General features: G+C 23.5%; 17 protein-coding genes, 1 tRNA gene and 1 pseudogene. 8 read left to right on the top strand and 11 right to left on the bottom strand.

Annotation, left to right across the window (positions count from 1 at the left end; translation table 11 throughout):
- Window positions 1–16: 16 nt before the first annotated feature.
- Window positions 17–250, bottom strand: coding sequence for a hypothetical protein (locus tag AFAEC_RS08840; RefSeq protein WP_026806279.1), 234 nt, complete (start codon window positions 248–250; stop codon window positions 17–19).
- A gap of 282 nt (window positions 251–532) precedes the next feature.
- Here AFAEC_RS08840 and AFAEC_RS08835 point away from each other — a divergent pair, with 282 nt between their 5' ends.
- Both AFAEC_RS08835 and AFAEC_RS08830 read left to right on the top strand, forming a co-directional pair.
- Window positions 533–847 carry a hypothetical protein gene (locus AFAEC_RS08835; RefSeq protein ID WP_026806278.1) on the top strand — a complete coding sequence of 105 codons (315 nt, stop codon included), beginning with the start codon at window positions 533–535 and terminating at the stop codon, window positions 845–847.
- 8 nt (window positions 848–855) lie between these two features.
- Entirely contained in the window at window positions 856–1,248 is a 393-nt protein-coding gene (locus AFAEC_RS08830) for a hypothetical protein (protein WP_026806277.1), read from the top strand.
- 142 nt (window positions 1,249–1,390) lie between these two features.
- Here the strand turns inward: AFAEC_RS08830 and AFAEC_RS08825 are convergent, their stop codons facing one another.
- The 8 genes and pseudogenes from AFAEC_RS08825 to AFAEC_RS08795 all read right to left on the bottom strand — a co-directional run bounded on the left by AFAEC_RS08825 (window position 1,391) and on the right by AFAEC_RS08795 (window position 7,053).
- Window positions 1,391–2,560, bottom strand: coding sequence for a tyrosine-type recombinase/integrase (locus AFAEC_RS08825; protein ID WP_026806276.1), 1,170 nt, complete (start codon window positions 2,558–2,560; stop codon window positions 1,391–1,393).
- Entirely contained in the window at window positions 2,557–2,817 is a 261-nt protein-coding gene (locus AFAEC_RS08820) for a hypothetical protein (RefSeq protein ID WP_026806275.1), read from the bottom strand. Before AFAEC_RS08820 ends, AFAEC_RS08825 begins: the two co-directional genes overlap by 4 nt.
- Window positions 2,818–2,922: 105 nt before the next feature.
- Window positions 2,923–3,231, bottom strand: coding sequence for a hypothetical protein (locus AFAEC_RS08815; RefSeq protein ID WP_026806274.1), 309 nt, complete (start codon window positions 3,229–3,231; stop codon window positions 2,923–2,925).
- Window positions 3,232–3,274: 43 nt separating this feature from the next.
- A complete protein-coding gene (locus tag AFAEC_RS08810) occupies window positions 3,275–4,012 on the bottom strand; it encodes a hypothetical protein (protein ID WP_026806273.1) in 738 nt (245 codons plus the stop codon).
- 72 nt (window positions 4,013–4,084) lie between these two features.
- Window positions 4,085–4,357, bottom strand: a pseudogene (locus AFAEC_RS12440) (hypothetical protein); the annotation flags it as partial.
- The gene (locus tag AFAEC_RS08805; protein ID WP_026806272.1) at window positions 4,303–4,542 is read right to left on the bottom strand and encodes a hypothetical protein; all 240 of its coding nucleotides are present in this window, start codon (window positions 4,540–4,542) and stop codon (window positions 4,303–4,305) included. The pseudogene AFAEC_RS12440 and the gene AFAEC_RS08805, both read right to left, overlap by 55 nt.
- 82 nt (window positions 4,543–4,624) lie before the next feature.
- On the bottom strand, window positions 4,625–5,947 hold the full coding sequence (locus tag AFAEC_RS08800) for an FtsK/SpoIIIE domain-containing protein (protein WP_026806271.1): 1,323 nt from the start codon (window positions 5,945–5,947) through the stop codon (window positions 4,625–4,627).
- Window positions 5,948–6,114: 167 nt separating this feature from the next.
- Window positions 6,115–7,053 carry a hypothetical protein gene (locus AFAEC_RS08795; RefSeq protein ID WP_026806270.1) on the bottom strand — a complete coding sequence of 313 codons (939 nt, stop codon included), beginning with the start codon at window positions 7,051–7,053 and terminating at the stop codon, window positions 6,115–6,117.
- Window positions 7,054–7,334: 281 nt separating this feature from the next.
- Between AFAEC_RS08795 and AFAEC_RS08790 the strand changes: the two genes are divergently transcribed.
- Window positions 7,335–8,729 (top strand): NACHT domain-containing protein, encoded by a 1,395-nt coding sequence (locus tag AFAEC_RS08790; RefSeq protein ID WP_026806269.1) that lies wholly within the window; start codon window positions 7,335–7,337, stop codon window positions 8,727–8,729.
- A 15-nt stretch (window positions 8,730–8,744) separates the two neighbouring features.
- The gene (locus tag AFAEC_RS08785; protein WP_026806268.1) at window positions 8,745–10,691 is read left to right on the top strand and encodes an NACHT domain-containing protein; all 1,947 of its coding nucleotides are present in this window, start codon (window positions 8,745–8,747) and stop codon (window positions 10,689–10,691) included.
- A 375-nt stretch (window positions 10,692–11,066) separates the two neighbouring features.
- Here the strand turns inward: AFAEC_RS08785 and AFAEC_RS08780 are convergent.
- Window positions 11,067–11,150 (bottom strand) — tRNA-Leu (locus AFAEC_RS08780).
- Between the two features lie 150 nt (window positions 11,151–11,300).
- Window positions 11,301–11,612, bottom strand: a complete 312-nt coding sequence (locus AFAEC_RS08775) for a F0F1 ATP synthase subunit C (RefSeq protein WP_026806267.1) — start codon at window positions 11,610–11,612, stop codon at window positions 11,301–11,303.
- A gap of 168 nt (window positions 11,613–11,780) precedes the next feature.
- Between AFAEC_RS08775 and AFAEC_RS08770 the strand changes: the two genes are divergently transcribed.
- The 4 genes from AFAEC_RS08770 (at window position 11,781) to AFAEC_RS08755 (ending at window position 17,601) form a co-directional block, all read left to right on the top strand.
- Entirely contained in the window at window positions 11,781–13,844 is a 2,064-nt protein-coding gene (locus AFAEC_RS08770; RefSeq protein WP_026806266.1) for a hypothetical protein, read from the top strand.
- 86 nt (window positions 13,845–13,930) lie between these two features.
- Window positions 13,931–15,283 carry an imelysin family protein gene (locus tag AFAEC_RS08765; RefSeq protein ID WP_026806265.1) on the top strand — a complete coding sequence of 451 codons (1,353 nt, stop codon included), beginning with the start codon at window positions 13,931–13,933 and terminating at the stop codon, window positions 15,281–15,283.
- 9 nt (window positions 15,284–15,292) lie between these two features.
- Window positions 15,293–16,657, top strand: coding sequence for a di-heme oxidoredictase family protein (locus tag AFAEC_RS08760; RefSeq protein ID WP_026806264.1), 1,365 nt, complete (start codon window positions 15,293–15,295; stop codon window positions 16,655–16,657).
- Window positions 16,657–17,601: an imelysin family protein gene (locus tag AFAEC_RS08755; protein ID WP_225442371.1), complete on the top strand. Its 945-nt coding sequence runs from the start codon at window positions 16,657–16,659 to the stop codon at window positions 17,599–17,601. The genes AFAEC_RS08760 and AFAEC_RS08755 overlap by 1 nt, the downstream gene beginning before the upstream one ends.
- Window positions 17,602–17,603: the final 2 nt, after the last annotated feature.

Genomic DNA, 17,603 nt, shown 5'->3' with positions numbered 1-17,603 from the left:
ACGGCTTTTATAGGAATTATTTTATATTTAATTCTTCACAAATATTACTATTTCTTAGAAATATTTTTAAGTTTTCATATTCCATATTTAAAATATACAAATGTAGCCAAGATTTTACCCAATAAGGAACTCCTCTACTATTGTTTCCCCATGTATTTACACTTTGATATTTTAGTCCTAAAAGCTTTGAAAATGACGATTTTGTAAGCTTTGCTTTTTTTAAAAGCTCTTTAAACTCTTCTTTTTCCATATTGCTCCTAATTAATATATAAAAGTATATCATATTTTAATAAAATATATATAAATATATATTAAATTAAGCAAGAAATTAGTTTTATTTATATAAAATAAATTATTATTAAAGAAAGGATTTTTATGAAAATTAAAGCTTTTTTAGAAAGTGGAAGATTCGTTTTTATTAAGGTTTTTTGTTGTGAAGAGTTAAAAGAGTTAGCTGCAAAATATAAAAGATGGGAATACCTTTCGTAAATCTTTCTATGTTAGAATCTTTTTAAATTTTAAAAGGTAAAAAATGGGAATAAAAGATATTTTAAAAGAGAAATCAAAAGAGCTTGTAAATATAGCAAGTGAAAGTACAACTAAAATTTTTGACTATCCAAAAATAAAAAGTCAACAATTAAAAGATATGATAAGTTTAAAAATTAGAGAAAAAGCGATTATTGCAACAAAAGCAAGATTAATTGAAAATGGAAAAACTTTAAATGATTTTAGCGATGAAGATTTAGAGATAATTATTGCAGATGAAGAGAGAAAAATTGTTGATGATTTAAAAACAAAATCCTTAGTTGTAGCCCTTGCAGCTTTAGGAATAAACTTTTTTGTATAAGGCTAAAAATGTTTAAGCAAGTAAAATCTGCACTATTTTGGTACTATTTATATAAATTTAGGAAAAGAGCTATTTTAATCTTTTTTCTTCTTTTAGTTACTCTTTTCTCTGGGCTTATTTATGGTGATGTAGTTGAGTATTTAAAGCTTACACAAAATATAGAGTACTTAAAATATGTACTTTTTGCAAAATGGTTTATTATTATTTTTAATATACTTTTTTCTATTTACTTAATTTTAACAATTTTTAAAAAAGAGTCAGAAAAGAGTGCCAAAGAGAGAAAAAAAGAGGAAAGAAAAGATTTTAAAGTAGCAAAAAATGATGATTTTTCACAAAGAGAAAAAGAGCTTTTACATAAAAAAAAGTTAAAAACAAAAGTAGATATTTTACTTGAAAAATAATATAGATATATAAATTTAAGTTTATATGGTGCGGCTGACGAGACTTGAACTCGTACAGCTGTTGCCACTACCACCTCAAGACGGAGATTTCTCCATTAAATAGGTACTTTGACTACTACTGTGCAATGTGTGTGCAGTAGAATTATGCTAGTTTTGGTTTAAAATTTTCACTTTCAGTTTTAACCATCATATTAAAAATATTTTGTTGTTTCTGTGCATTCAGTTTATCGTGTTCAAGTTTTAAAATTCTTGGGTCAATGTAATGTTTTTCAGTAATTTTAGAACCTTTTGAATGTCCCATTACTTTTTGAATATCTTCTAAATTTTCACCACCAAAACTCATAACTGATTCATAAGACCTTCTTGTTGCATATAATGTTTTATACTCAACATTTATTTCTTTTAGTAATGGTTTTAAATGATAATCCACAATAGTCTTTGACTCCCTGTAATATCTACCATCTTTATTAATAAAAAGCCATTCATCTGATGGTCTTACTTCATAATAGTTTTTTAGTAGTTTTACTAAATCTGGGAAAAGTTGTATTTTTCTAAAATGATTTTTATTACTTAATGACTTTTCATTTTGTTCTGAAATGATACCTTTTGTTATACTTCTTTTAAGTGATAATTTTTCTGTTTCGAAATCAAAATCACTCCATTTTAAAGCCATACACTCACCAGTTCTAAGTCCTAATTTAAAAGATAGTTCCATAAAAATTTTAAACCAACCTTTTGCATTATTTAGAATAAGAGATATTTCTTCTGTTGAGTAGGCTTTAGTATTTTTTGGTATGTAAAATAAATCAACAGATTTAACACTTCTAGTTTGAACTGGATTTTTTTCCACTAAATCATTATCATATGCATAGTCAAATATAATATTTAAAATATTTTTTATTCTTTTAACTCTATCATTACAAACTTCTTTTTTTTGCTTTTCCAAAAGATTAACTATATCAAGAGGTTTAATATCTTTTAATGTAAATCTTTTAAAGCTTGGTAAAATTCTATTTTGGAAAAGTCTTTCTAGCTCTTCTTGACTAGATTTCTGCCTTCTTGAACTTGTGAGTTCTAAAATCATATTACCAAATTCTTCAAAGTTGATTGCTTTGTTAACATTTTTCTCTATATTTAAAAGCTTTGCAAGCTCTTCTAATGGATTAGCTTTTTTTATCCATTCTTTAGTTATTGGTGTTACCTTTTTACCTGTAGATTTTCTATAAAAAATTCCATCAATTGAACCATGAAGATAAATAACACTGTTTCTAATTTTAAAGACCCCATCACCTTTTATCTTAATATTACTCATTTTGAACTCCTCATCAAAATAGTAATTGCTACTTTCTGTGATACACATATTCTACCATTAGTAATCCAAAAATCAACTTCTGGTTCAAAATTGTTTATTAGAAATTGTCTTATAGATTGTCTACTTCTTCCTGTGATACTAGATAAATAGCTAATACTAGCTTTTTGAGGTGTCAGCATTTTAACCATATTAGTAAGTTCACATAACATATTTTTTATTTCTAAATATTCAATTGAATTTAAATTATTTTTATTCATTATATATCTTTTGTTTATTTTAAGTAGTTAGCAAAGATAAAAAATTATATCTTTGCTAAAATATAATTGCATAATATATTAAGCGTCGTCAAAAACTTTTTTATATTATGCACCTTTAATATTTTCAATTTTTACTAAACTAATATCAGGACAAGAATAGTAAGTATTAAAATCTACTTTAGAAACATTTACATTAGTAATCACAACATATTGATTAATAAACTTTTGTAAATCTTCTTCTCTCGAAGCTTCAACTTTTACATCAATTGTTTGAAGTCCTTTATTTGTAATTGTCGCAAATTGCAATTGAGCACCTTTTTTTTCTGAATTCTGATTAGCTGGGCGAATTGCAACAGCAACACCTTTTATTGTTGTTTCTATACTGAAACCTTTTTCGAATAGTTCTTTACTCACAATTTAATCCTTTTTAAATAAGTTTATATATTGTTACTATGCACTATTGCAGGGAGTTTGTTCTTATCCAGTCTTTTTTATTAAAAACTAAATCAAATTTTGAATTTGAATGATGTTTTTTGTATATTTGAAAGTTATTAAATTTATAGATATATCTTTTTTTGTTTTTTAACGTTTGTAAAAAAATCAATAGATAAAATCTAAATGTTATTTCTTTTAGTTGAAAACAATTAGTAGATAATTCTTGAGCTATAAAAAAATTAAAGTTATTATATAAATTGTATTTATTTAATTTTTGAATCAAAAATTTTAATTCAGAATTAAATACGTATTTTTGAATTTCAATTATTTTATGATTATCACAATTCTCAACAGTTTGTCTATTTTTTGAAAGGTTAACAATGAACATATCATCTTCATCAGATATTTTTTCTTTTTTAGTTATTTCACCAGTTACAGTATTTATTATTTGTTGATTGAGTTGAGTAAAATTATTTATCAATTTATATAAATTTTTTGTTTCAAACACATCAAATGAATCTTCATCAAATACAAAATTCTTTGAAAAATGAAAACTTATTTTGTTAAATAAGTCTCTTGAAATAAATTGTCTAGTAAAAGTATAAGCTCTAATTTTATTTGCAAGTCGCCAACCATAATAGACTTTAAAATTATTATTTGTAAAATCAAAACTCTTTTTAGCATACTTTAGAATATAAGAGGAACTTTTTGTAATATTTTCAATTATCTCTATTTTATAAATACCAATATTTTCATTCATTTTGATTTTATTTTTTAAATATTTTTCAAAAAGACTTAAGTGTTCTTTTTTTATATAAATTAAAGAATGTAAATGAGGTGTAAAATCTGCATGTGCTTCAAAAACACGTATAAACTCTATTTTTTCAAATTTATTATTAACTTTAAAATCTTTATATACAGATTTAAAAAATATATTTAATATTTTATATCCAAGATTTATCGAATTACCTTCTATATATTTATAATTTCTAATTAATTTTTTATTTCTATTTTCTTTAAATTGGTGAAAAGGACTATTAAGAGTTAATGTTAAGAATAATGTACAATAATTATTATTACTTTCAAATTTCTCCTGTAAACCAATAGAGTTAAATACAAGATAAAGATAATCATTTTTATCATATATTCAATATTATTATTTAAGTTTATTAATTCATTTTTCTCTAAATCTTTAATTCTTAATTTTGATAAATATGCATTTTTTACTTTCATTTTTTTGTTAAAAACATCTTTATAGTAATTAGCCATTTTTTTTATTTTTTTACTCATTTTTTGAACCTCGCGAACTTTTTGTATCTATTAGTCAAGAGTAAGAAAAAAGCAACAGAGTCACTTTTTTCTTACTAAATATTTATATTTCAACAATCTTTTTATATTCATAATAATCTATTAACGGAACTTGTATTAACATTTTTTCACTAGTAATTCCATTTTTTACTATTGCTCGTCCGAATGGAAATGAATCAGCATCTACTTTTGTGATTTTTGCTACTTGCTCTTTTGTGCCACATGTATTATTTATATTAAAATCACTATCCGTTCTCATTAATACACTTGATTGAATATTAGTTAGCACATTTGTAGGAATATTCACAGAATCAATCTTCTGAGAAAAAATTAGAAATATTATTTTTGATGCACGTCCTTTTTGTAGAAGTTCAGTTAAATTTGCAAATATTTCATCTTTTATTTTTTTATCATTTTGAGTGTTAATCGTTCCTATTTCATCGATAACACAGTAAATGTATGGGCCATCAAATTTTATAAGTTCTTTTTCAATCATATAGTCATAACGTTTTTTCATAATTTGATTTAATTCTTTAATTATTTTTAAAACATTATCAATATCTTTTACAAATGAAATTTTGTTTAATTTAGAATATCTGGCAAGCTCAACTCCTTTGAGATCTATTAAATATAAATGTTCAATTAAATCTAAGTTATATAAAGTAGAAGCCATCAATACATTTAAAAATGTGCTTTTACTTGATCCGCTTTCACCAGCAACTACAACCGATGTTTGTTCACTTAGAGGTAATGAATATTTACCATTTTTAGAATAGCCATAAAATAATTTACCTTTTTCAAGTTCTTTAATGTCAAAGTTTATTATTTTTGGTAATTTATAAAATTCTAATAAAACACCTTTCTGTCCATATCTAGTTACATCTAATTCATAATCAACTGGTAATTTTAAATATTGAATAATTTCTTCTTTCAAATTTTGATACTTTTCAATATCAATTGAAACGGAATTTGTATAAAAAATTTTATTATTTTTTAGTTTATTAAATTTATCATGACTAATTTTTACAGAATTTTTTTGCCACCAATAATTTTTAACTGATTGATAAAAGCTCAAAGAAAATGGTAAATTTATCTCTTTTCTAAAAATAATTGCTTTAAAAAAAGCATAAAAATTAATGTATATTAGGCCGAGAAAAAAGATTGTTAATACATAACTATTTTTAAATCCATTTATTAAAGATTCTAAAACTAAATTTAAATTTTGAGAGATAGAATTTGAGTTAACATATTGAGATAAACTATCAATTTGAATATTTTTTAAATTGCTATAATCTAAAAAGATTAGACCTATTGATACCAAAAATATACTTGTATATACAATACTCTTAAATAAACAATTTCTGATTAGATAATCTATAATTCCCATTTTTTGTTCCTTTTTTATTTTGATTTTTGAAATTTTAAGAGAATATGTTTTTTTTGTAAATGGCTTTAGAATGCTTATAATGTAGGGATGTGGTAAAATATAGCTTTTTTTACAAATGAATTTTAATTGAAATAAAAGCTATTTTTAGGAGTGGTGGTAATTTTTCTTTATTTTAAGAAATTTATATTTTTATTTAGTTTCTTTATATTTTTTGGATTTATTTCTATATTTCCAGTCATTGCAAATTTAGCTAGTTCATATTCATTGAATAAAATATGCATTATAAATTCTTCAATTGATATTTTATAATCAATTTGAGATATACATCGTTTGTATTTTTTTAATATATCATTTCTTATTTTAGTTAAGTTATTACTAATTCTTTTTTGTTTCATTACAATTGATTTATAAATATAAATTAAAATTAGTTCATATTTTTTGCAATAAAGAGTAATAATTTTAGAGTAATTTTCATTGTGATAATCTTCTTTATCCAATTTAATTTGTACACGTATATTTATTAATAAATTATTAAACTTTTCAATATAACTATATCTTTCATAGGTCATTTGCTCAAATCTAAAATTTGAAAATCTTCTATAATCTAATTCTTCTTGAATTAATTCTTTATATGTATTTATATCATTTATGATAGATACAAAATCTTTTAATAATAAATTATTTATTTCAAAAATAGAGTTTTTATGAATTGAAAAAGGGAGCATAAATTCATTTTGTGTATCAATATCCATATTCCATTCTATAGGATAATCAGTAATATCAAAAATATAAATAAATAATTCTGGATTTATTACAAGTAAATTAATAATTTCCCTTAAATAATATGATATATTTTCCAAAGAATATTTAACTTTATAAGATTTCCATAATGTAATATGACATGTTGTATTATCTTCTGATAATTTGTTTATATATGTATTTCCACCTCTAAATTTAATGATTTTGTCTATTTCTGGAAAATTACTATAATAAATAAAATTTTCTAAAAAAAGATTATGATTTACATTATATACAACTTTTAGAATTCTTTTAAATTCTTGCCAAATTTCTTTATCAATTCTTATAGCAATTCTTTTATTAGCCATAACTAGCCTTTTGAATAATAAATTTTTATATGAGAAGTTTATACTATTATTTGAATAAGTAGTTAAAATATTACATTTTGAAATATTATTTATTATATCACTTTAATGATTGAAACTAATTTTAATATAGTATTTTTCTATGTCTTGTTTCGTGTAGCCAGATCAAACAAATAATATTTGTATTTTAAAACATTAAAAATAATGATTCTTATAGGATAATATTGATATTATTAACTTAATTATATAAAATGTATTCATTATGAAGAAAAGGAATTTTAATTATGGGATTTTTAGAATATTTTGTTATACCGTACAGTGTAAGTTTATTTGCAAATAAAACAACAGATAAATTAAATAGTTTGTTTAGAGATAATGAAAAGACACTAAAAAAAATATTTGTAGAATCTTTTATTAAAGCACTTAAAAATGAAAATGTTGGAATTTTACGTGATAATAGTTATTATATAAAATTAATAGCTGAAATTAAAAAAGATGATGAAAAATTATTTAATGTAATAAATAATTTTTCAAATCAAAAGAATACGAATTTTTTTAATATAATTCAAAATGAGAATATCTCAGAAGAATTTTTAGAAATTATTTTTATTGAATATGGAATGGATTTTAATAAAATTCATAAGAATAGTATAGTTTATTTTTCTTTCAAGAATTTAATGAAACATTATGAAATATTATTTTTTAAAGATATTTCGTCTAATGATGCTATTTCAATAATTCTTAAAGAAACACTTAAAATAGACAACTTAGCAAAAATGATTAATGTTATAGCTGATAAAATAATTGGATTTGATAATATACAAAAGTTATTAGTATCTAACTATTTAAAAGATAATTCTTCTTATATGAAAAATAGAGTAGATTTCGATTCATTTATGATTAGAAAATATGAACTTTTGGAATTAGCAGGTTTTTCTCCAAAAATATCAGGGAAAGATATATACATGAAATTGACTGATATTTTTATACCTTTAAAAATTAACTCAAATAAATTAAAAAATAATATAGAAGATGAAACATATATTGTAGAAGATATTATTTTTGATGAAGAAAAATCTGAAAATAATTCATTATCTTTATTACAATCAATTATTAATATCTTAGATAATAGAGCTCTTGTAATATTAGGAGACCCTGGTTCTGGTAAATCTACATTATTAAAATATATTACAAGATTTATAGCAGATAATAGAGAAACCGATTGGCCTTATAACAATATCATTCCTATATTAATTAAAGTTTCTGAATACGCAGAGTGGTATGATTGTAATAAAAAGAATTTATTCGAATATATTATAAGTTTGGATTCTCAATATCATAATGTTATTATAGAAAATTTGGAACAGTCGAATTTGTTAATTCTTTTAGATGGATTAGATGAAATTACAGATAGTTCAATTCGAAATAAAATAGTTAAAAATATTATTGATTTAAAAGCAAGATATCCTTATAACAGATACATTGTAACATCAAGATTGATAGGATATAGAGAATCAAGTTTAAATGGATATTTTTTAGAATCGGAACTATTAGATTTCACACAAAAAGATATCAAACAATTTTCTAGTAAATGGTACAATGCGATTGCCTTCAATGAAATTAATGTAAAAAAAGATATAACAGAATTAGAAATTGAAGAAATTCATAGTAAATATTAAAGATTAGCAGAGGAATTGTTTTTATCAATTTCTAGAAATAATTCAGTTATAAAATTTGCCAAAAATCCATTATTAATGACAATAATTGCAATGATATTTTTTCAATCAAAGAAATTACCAAATAAAAGAGTTGAATTGTATGACATAGCAACAGAAACATTTCTTGATAATTGGGTTAGGGTTAGATTTCAAGAAAATAGTAAGTTTAAAGATAAGGGAACAATACTTGAAATATTACCTCATATCGCATTTGAAATTCATTCAAGAAGTAATAAAGGATTGATTGAAGAACATGTGTTTAAAGAAGAATTTATAAAACTTTATCAAGAGGTTAATGGAGTAGATTTACTTTTAGCAAAAAAGGAATTTGTTGAATTTAAAGAATTTTTAGAAAAATATACAGGATTTTTTTATAGAAAAGATATTGAAGGTGATTTATATGGATTTGTTCATTTGACATTTGAGGAATATTTGGCTGCATTGGAATTAAAATCAAAGTGGGATTTAAATTTGATTTCTCTAGAAAATTATGTTTTTGATGCTAGATGGAGTGAAGTATTAAGACTTGCTATTGCAAATATTAAAATATCAAATAAAGGAATTTCAGGTAGAGTAAAAGCAACAAATTTCATTACTGATATCTTGAATGTTAAAGATTGTTTCTCTGAATTTTACAGACTTTTACAGCTTGTATTATTGATATTAATTGATGATGTAGAGATTAATAATGATTTAAAATCCGAAATTATAGATAAATATTGTTTAATCTTAAAAAATCATGATGAAAAAAGTTTAATTCAATCTTTTTCAAAGATTTTTGGTGAGATTGTTTATAGCATATATAGAGATGCTTTTTTAGATAAATTTGAAGAGTTAATTAAATCAGAAAATGATGAGAATTTGCTAATTAATATTTATCAAATATTAATTTTTAATTCTAAAAATAAATTTATATTTAATTTTATTCAAAAATTAATTCATACATATAAACAAGAAAAATATTTTTTTAAAGCATTCATAAAAATAGGATTTGAAATAAGGAATAGTTTTAAAGAAAAATTTCTTATTAAATTATTTGATAATTTACTTAAAAATGATGAAAATATTGATGAAAAATTTGCAAATACAATAAGTCATTTTATAAGTATACATAATATTAGAAATGTTGGTATTGAAGGTCTTGTTAACAAAATTAATTCTGTAACTAATAAATATTTAAAAGAAAAATATTTGATTATTATTATTCAAGAATTTAATTTCAGAGAAAAAGATTTAATTCTCACTAAAATTGAATTAATTAATGATACGGACATAAAAGAAAGACTTAAAACAATAATAAATTTTCTTTCGGGTGATAATAAGAACAATGATTTTTTTAGAAATTATAATATGTATTCATATCAAGAAAAAAATATACTTACAAAATCTGATAAACTTGAAAGTATATGGGATTTTGAAAATTTAGAAGTTATTCATATAAATGATGCATTAATAGAAAAATTAAAGCAAAATGATGAATCTTTTTCTAATGAAATGAAGAAAAATATTTATAATTTATATGGTGAAAAATTATCTAATAAAATAGAAATTTATCTGAATTATGCAAATAGAAATGAAATATTTAATTTTTTTGGTTGGAAAAATTTTTCATTTAAGAATTTAAAAAATAATCCAAAAGAACTTTCAAAATTTGCATTAATAGAATATACACATAATCTTACTGATGGAAGGAAAAATTTTAATAAAGAAGAAGAGAAGTATTTACATGATTATTATGAAAATAAAGAATTTTTTAATAATCTAGAACCATATATTAAATTTATTATTTTAAAAGAATTGAAAATAGTAATAGATGAAAATTTGATTCTTGAGTGTTATAATTTGATGAATAAGTTTGAAAAAAGAGAAAGAGAATCTTTGTATAATCTTTTATTTGAATATTTAAATCCCTTTAATATTTAAGTTTAAAATAAATTTTTTCATTTTAGATTTTATCGATAATACTAATAGTAATAATCTATCTATATTTAATTTAAAATTTATTCTATATTATGGGCTTTTGTATTAGTAAATAGTTTAAATACTAAGATATTTTAATATAAAAGCAAATCTTTTTAGTAATTGTAATATTAAAAAAAACTTAAAATTTTGGGTATTTGAAATTATAAAATTAATAAAAATATGTGTAATAAGGTGTGCAATAAAGCTAACAAGATTGATACATTTTGACAATAAAAAATTAAATTAAGATTTTGAAAATTATAAAAGTTATATTATAAAATCACAGGTAGCAATTACATTAAAAATTTATTGATTAAGTTAGATGTTCCAATAAAATGGTGCGGATAACTGGATTTGAACCAGCACGAGTTTTCTCATGAGCACCTCAAGCCCACGTGTCTACCATTCCACCATATCCGCAATATCATAACTCAACACCACAACCTAAAAGTCACCTCAAGATAGCGTGTCTACCGTTCCACCACAGCCGCAAAAATTAAGAAGAAAAAAGGTCAAGAAGAAAACTTCTCGACCTTTATAGTTTTATCAAATCTGTTTGTGATTTAACTATTATAGGAATGGGTTTGCATATAATGCAATCATAGCAACAACAAGTGCATAAATAACTTGTGCTTCGATCATCGCTAATGCAATGAACATAGTTGTCATTAATTTTCCACCTAATCCTGGGTTTCTTGCAGTTCCAGCAATAGTTGCAGCTGCAGTATTACCCATACCAATAGCACCACCAAGAGCAGCTAGACCTAATCCGATACCAGCAGCTACTACAGAGTAAGCTTTTAAAGTTTCATTAACAACTGCTTCATCAGCAGCAAATGCAAAACCAGCAATAGCTAGCATTAAAAGAACGATTTTTTTCATTTCTTTTCCTTTTATAAATTTTTTCAAAGTAAATTCGGCTTGCGTATCCCTACTAAGTACTTTGACGGCTGTGATTATAAAAAAATCTTGCTAAAAATTAGCTAAAAATATAAAACTGTTATTTTTTATTTGTTATAATTTTCATAATTATTTAAGAAAAGGGGTTTTATGAAAAAGTTTTTTATTATATTTTTGATCTTAATTTTACTAATTATATCTTTACTCTTTGGAGTTTTATTTACAAATTATGGAAATTCAATAATTGCATCATATATTGAAAATAGAGTAAATAGTGAACAAGATAGAGTGAAACTAAAAGTTGAAAAACTAAAACTTACATTTAAAACATTAGATTTTAATGCAAATATAGATGATAACTCCTATATAAATGTAAATGGTGATTTTGAGCTTTTAAAAAAAAGAGTTGATTTAAAATATGATATCAAAATTAATGAACTTGAAAACTTAAAAAATTTAATAAATTTTGAATTAAAAGGTGCTTTTTTTACAAATGGAACTTTTGTAGGAGATGAAAAAAATTCTGTAATAAATGGAGTTTCTAATTTTGCAAGTGGAGAGACAAATTATAATATAACTTTAAATGATTTTAAAATAGATACTATTTTGTTAAATGCTAAAAATTTAAAAGTTGAAGAGTTTTTAAATTTATTAAATAAGCCAATATACTCTAAAGGAATTTTAAATATAGAAGCAAATATTAAGGATTTCAAATCACAAAATATAAGTGGAGATTTAAAAGCAAATATAGAGAAAGGGTTTTTTAATAATGAGGTAATAAATAAAGAGTTTAATCAAACACTATCTTCAAAAATAAATTTTGATACTTCAGTTAATAGCACTTTTTTAGAGAATAAAGCAGTTCTTAATATTGATTTAAAAAGCTCTTTATTAAATTTAGTTTTTGATAAGTTTGAGTTTGATTTAACAAATTATGATTATTTTGGAAAGTTTAATCTTTTTGTAAAAGATCTTGAGAAAATTGAAAGTTTTATAGGTAAAAAGCTTAAAGGAGAGTTTGAAAGCCAAGGAGTTTTAAAATCAACTAATAAAAATATTAATATAGAAGGAGCTTCAAATATTATAGAGAGTAAAACAAACTATAAAATTGAGATAAAAGATAGCTCTTTGAACGAATTAGAGTTTAGAATTGAAAGTGCAAAAATTGAAAAATTATTAAAACTTTTAGATGAACCAGTTTATGCTATTGGAGATTTAGAAGCATTTGGAAAGATAAAAAATTTAAAAGAGCTAAATGGAAATAGTATTGTAAATTTAAAAAATGTTAAGCTAATAAATGAGGTTATAAATGCAGTTTATAATCAAAATCTTAAAGAAAATATTATTTTAAATAGTAAAATTGATACAAAATTTGAAAAAGATAGTGCAATTTCAAAAATAACTACTCAATCAAATATTGCTAATTTTGATATAGATGATTTAGTTTTTGGTTTTAAAACTTCAAATTTAATAGGTAAATATCAGTTTATTGCAAATGATTTATCAAAATTTAAAGATTTTACAAAAATTGCTTTAAGAGGGGATATCAAATTAATTGGAGATTTAAAAATTATAAAAAATAAAATCTTTGTAGATGGAAAATCAACTCTTGCAAATGGAAATTTTGATTTTGTTTTAAATGATAATATATTAGATGTAAATTTAAAAGATGCAAGTATGAAAAAGTTATTATATTTAATGAACCAAAAAGAGAATTTTGATTCGAAAGTAAATTTAAAATTAAATTACAATCTTTTAGTAAAAAAAGGGGATTTAGTAGGGGATTTTGTAAATGGACATTTTTTGGAGAATGATTTTACAAAACTTGTAAATAGTTTTGCTAAAGTGGATTTAACAAAAGAGATTTATGAAACTTCAAAATTAAATACAAAAATTGAAGATAAAATTTTAATCTCAAATCTTTTAATGCAGAGTCCAAAAAGTAAAATTGAGATAAATAATTCTAAAATAGATTTAGAAAAAAATACTATATTTGCTAAAGTTGATACACAAATTAAAGATAATAAATTTTCTGTTGTTTTAGAAAATGATTTGTATAATCCAACTCTTTCATTTGATGTAAAAGATATTTTAGAAAAAAAATTGGAAAAAAATATAGATAAATTAGGTGAGAAATTAAATAAAGCTTTAGGGAAAGAAAAAGATAGTGATAATGGAAAAGAGATTATTAAGAATCTTAAAAATTTCTTATGAAAAATCTTGATAATTATTATCAATGCTAAGTGAAATTAAAGTTATATTTTGCTTTAATTTCAAAATTAAAACTAAAAGGAAAATTTATGAAATTTGGAAAAAGAATATTAATAAGCCTTTCAATAACTACGGCTTTAGCTTTAAATGTAACAGCTTCTCAAAAAGCTAATAATAGCGAACAAATAGCAGTTACAAAAAATTTATCTTTCCTTGAAAGTTATGCAAATATTGCACTTGACAACTATACACAAGCCTTAAATGATGCAAAACTTCTTCAAGAAACTATTAATAAATTTGTAGCAAACCCTACACAAGCAGGTCTTGATGAGGCTAAAAAAGCTTGGTTACAAGCAAGAGAGTCTTATGGTTCAACAGAGATTTTTAGACTTTCAAATGGTCCAATTGATGCAGAAGATGGGTGGATAGAGAAAGCTTATGGTGCTTTAGAGGGACAAATTAATGCTTGGCCTCTTGATGAAAATATGATAGATTATACTATTGATGCAGAAGGAAAAAGAACTTCGGGAAATATTATTGATACTGTTGGAAAGTTTAATCCAGGTGGAGAAGATGCAAAAGAGGTTGATGTTACAAAAATTACAGTAGAAGCTTTAACAGAACTTAATGAAAATGGTGGAGAAGCTAATGTAAGTACAGGATACCATGCTATTGAGTTTTTACTTTGGGGACAAGATCAAGATTATAATAATTTCTTAGAAGATAAGATTACAAATGGTGCTATGGTAGCTGGTTTAAGACCATTAAGTGATTTTACAACTGATGCTAATAAAGATAGAAGATTACAATATTTAAAAGTTGTTACAGAAAAATTGGTTGAAGATTTAAATGTTGTAAGTAGTGCTTGGGCAAAAGATATCAATGGAAATGCTGGGCTTTATAGAGCGGCTCTTTTAGGAAAAATTAAAGGTAAAAATAAAGATAGAAATATTGCAAAAAAAGAGGCTATGCAACAAATTATTGCTGGAATGGGAGTATTTATAAAATCTGAATTAGCAAATGAAAGAATTGCAGTTGCAGTTTTAACTCCAAGTGAAGAAGATGAACACTCTTGTTTCTCAGATAATACTCATAGAGATTTAGCAAAAAATTATGAAGGTTTTAAAAATATTTTAACTTCTACTTATAATGGTAAAAAATATGGTGAATCTTTACTTGACTCTTTAAATAAAGATGATAAAGATAGAATTTTAAAACTTATGAGTGATATTGAAGAAAAAATTGAAAGTGTTGATAAAATTGCGAAAACTGAAGTACATTTTGATTATCAAATTAGACCAGAACACTCTCAATCAAAAGTTTTAGTAAAATTAAAAAATGAGTTGAGAAAATTAGGAGATGAGATGATAACTGTTGCGAAAGCAAACAATATCAAACTAACAACAGATGATGTTACAGACCCTGAAGAGACAAAACTATAATAGATATAAATGTTTAAAAAATTAATACTACTAAAAGCCCTATTTGCAATTTCTTGCATAGGGCTTTTTGCTTCAAATATAGAAAAAAAATATATTTCTAATAATAAAGATTCTAAACTACTTTTAAAACAAATTGATGGCTTAAATGATGAAGAGAAAGATATATTTATGCTAGGAAGAAGCTTTTTTAATATTCCTTGGGTAAAAGCTCCTAGTGTTACAACGGCACGAGATGGTTTAGGACCACTTTTTAATGCAAATAGTTGTATCTCTTGTCATCCAAATAATGGTAGAGGTAAACTTTTTAATAAAGATTTAACAAATTCAAGGGCTTTACTTGCACGATTATCAGTCAAAAATGATAAAACAGATGAAAATAGAGAGATTTTTTTTAAGAAGGGTTTTATACCACACCCAGTTTATGGAGAACAATTAGCAATAAATGGAATTTTTGGAGTACCATTTGAAGGGAATATAAAACTAGATTTTGAAGAGAAGATAGAAGTTTTAGATGATGGAACAAAAGTAGTTTTACAAAAACCAAAATATAGTTTAGAAAATTTAAACTATGGAGAGGTCCGAGATGATACAAATATTTCATATAGAATCGCACAAAGTTTAAATGGTGTTGGATTGATATCTTTGATTTTAGATGAAGAGATATTAAAAAATGAGGACTTAGAAGATAAAAATAGAGATGGAATACGAGGTAAAGCAAATTTTGTCTATTCTCCTATTTCAAAAAAGTATGAACTAGGTCGATATACTCATAAAGCGAGTGTTGCAAAATTAAAAGAGCAAGTGGCATTTGCTGCTTCAAATGATATAGGGCTTACAACAACTATTGAGCCAAATGAAAAATGTACAAGTTTTCAAAAAGAGTGTTTAGAAGCTCCAAAACCAAAAGATAGTATAGATTTACCTGATAATAGATTAGATGCAATAAGTTATTATTTGAAAAATATAAAAACATATAGTACTAATAAAGATAAAAAAGAGTATAAAGAGGGCTTTGTTATCTTTGAAAAACTAGCTTGTGTAAAGTGTCATATAAGTGATTTTAAGACAAAATTAGGTTTTTCTATATCTCCATTTTCAGATTTTCTGCTTCATGATATGGGAGAAGATTTAGCTGATGGAAGAGTTGAGTTTAGTGCAAATGAGAAAGAGTGGAGAACAGCACCTCTTTGGGGATTGGCTTTACATGAAAAAATAAATAATGAATTGCCAAGACTTCTTCATGATGGAAGAGCAAGAACTTTTGAAGAGGCTATTTTATGGCATGGTGGAGAAGCAAAAGCAAGTAAAGAAGCTTATAAATCTTTAGATAAAAAAGATAGGGATAAATTAATTAAATTTTTAGAGGAGTTATAGTGAAAAAGATATTTTTAATATTTTTGTTTTTTATTGTAAGTTTAAATGCAGAGAGTTCAGTTTTTCAAAGTGTTATTAAAAATGTAGCATTAAAAGATACACAAAGTGCAATAAATAGTGCAAAAAAGTTGCAAGAGAATATAAATAGTGCTAATTTTACAGAGTTTTTACAAGATTGGAAAAGAGTTGAAGCTAATTATTTAGCAGGAGAAATAAATAGTGATTATTTAGATACTCCAAGATATATAGATGTTTTTAATAACTTAAAAGAGGATTTAAATTCTCAAATGCAAAGGGTAATAGATAGTCAAACTGATGTAAAAAAAGCTCTGTTTAAAAACTCATTTAAGACAGTAAATGCCTTAGAGTATGTTATTTTCTCTTCAAAAGAGTTAGATAGTAGAAAAAAAGAGATTGTAAAAGAGATTTTGAGTTCAATTATTTCAAAATTAGAAGAGATTAAAGAGGTTTATGAAACTTATTTAAAAAGTGGAGTTCCAAATGAACTAGAAGATAATGCAAAGTTGATAAATACATTAGTTGCTTCTTCATATAGATTAAAAGAGTGGAGAATTGGAAATCCTGCTGGATTATCTTCAAAATATAAAAATGATGCTAAAAATAGTAGAGCAGAGTATTTTTTAAGTCAAAACTCTTTTCTTGCAATAGATGCTATTTTAGATGCTCAAAAAGAGATGATTGCTAATCAAAACTATATAAATCTTCTAAATTTAGCAAAAAATAAGAATGCTGTAAGTGATTTAGAAGCTGTTGTTTTAAAAATTGATGAAGCAAAAAAAGAGTTAAAAGGTTTGCCACAAGATGATTTTACAAATGCAAAAAAACTTTTTGATTTGTCAGCACAAATTCATGATTTATACTATATTACAATAATTGAAAAATTAGGATTAAAACCTGAAATTTTAGATGCAGATGGAGATTAAAA

This window comes from Aliarcobacter faecis (assembly GCF_013201705.1).
Taxonomy (GTDB): Bacteria; Campylobacterota; Campylobacteria; order Campylobacterales; family Arcobacteraceae; genus Aliarcobacter; species Aliarcobacter faecis.
The sequence above is the reverse complement of the archived record's forward strand: the minus strand, read 5'-3'. Positions and strand labels throughout refer to the sequence as shown.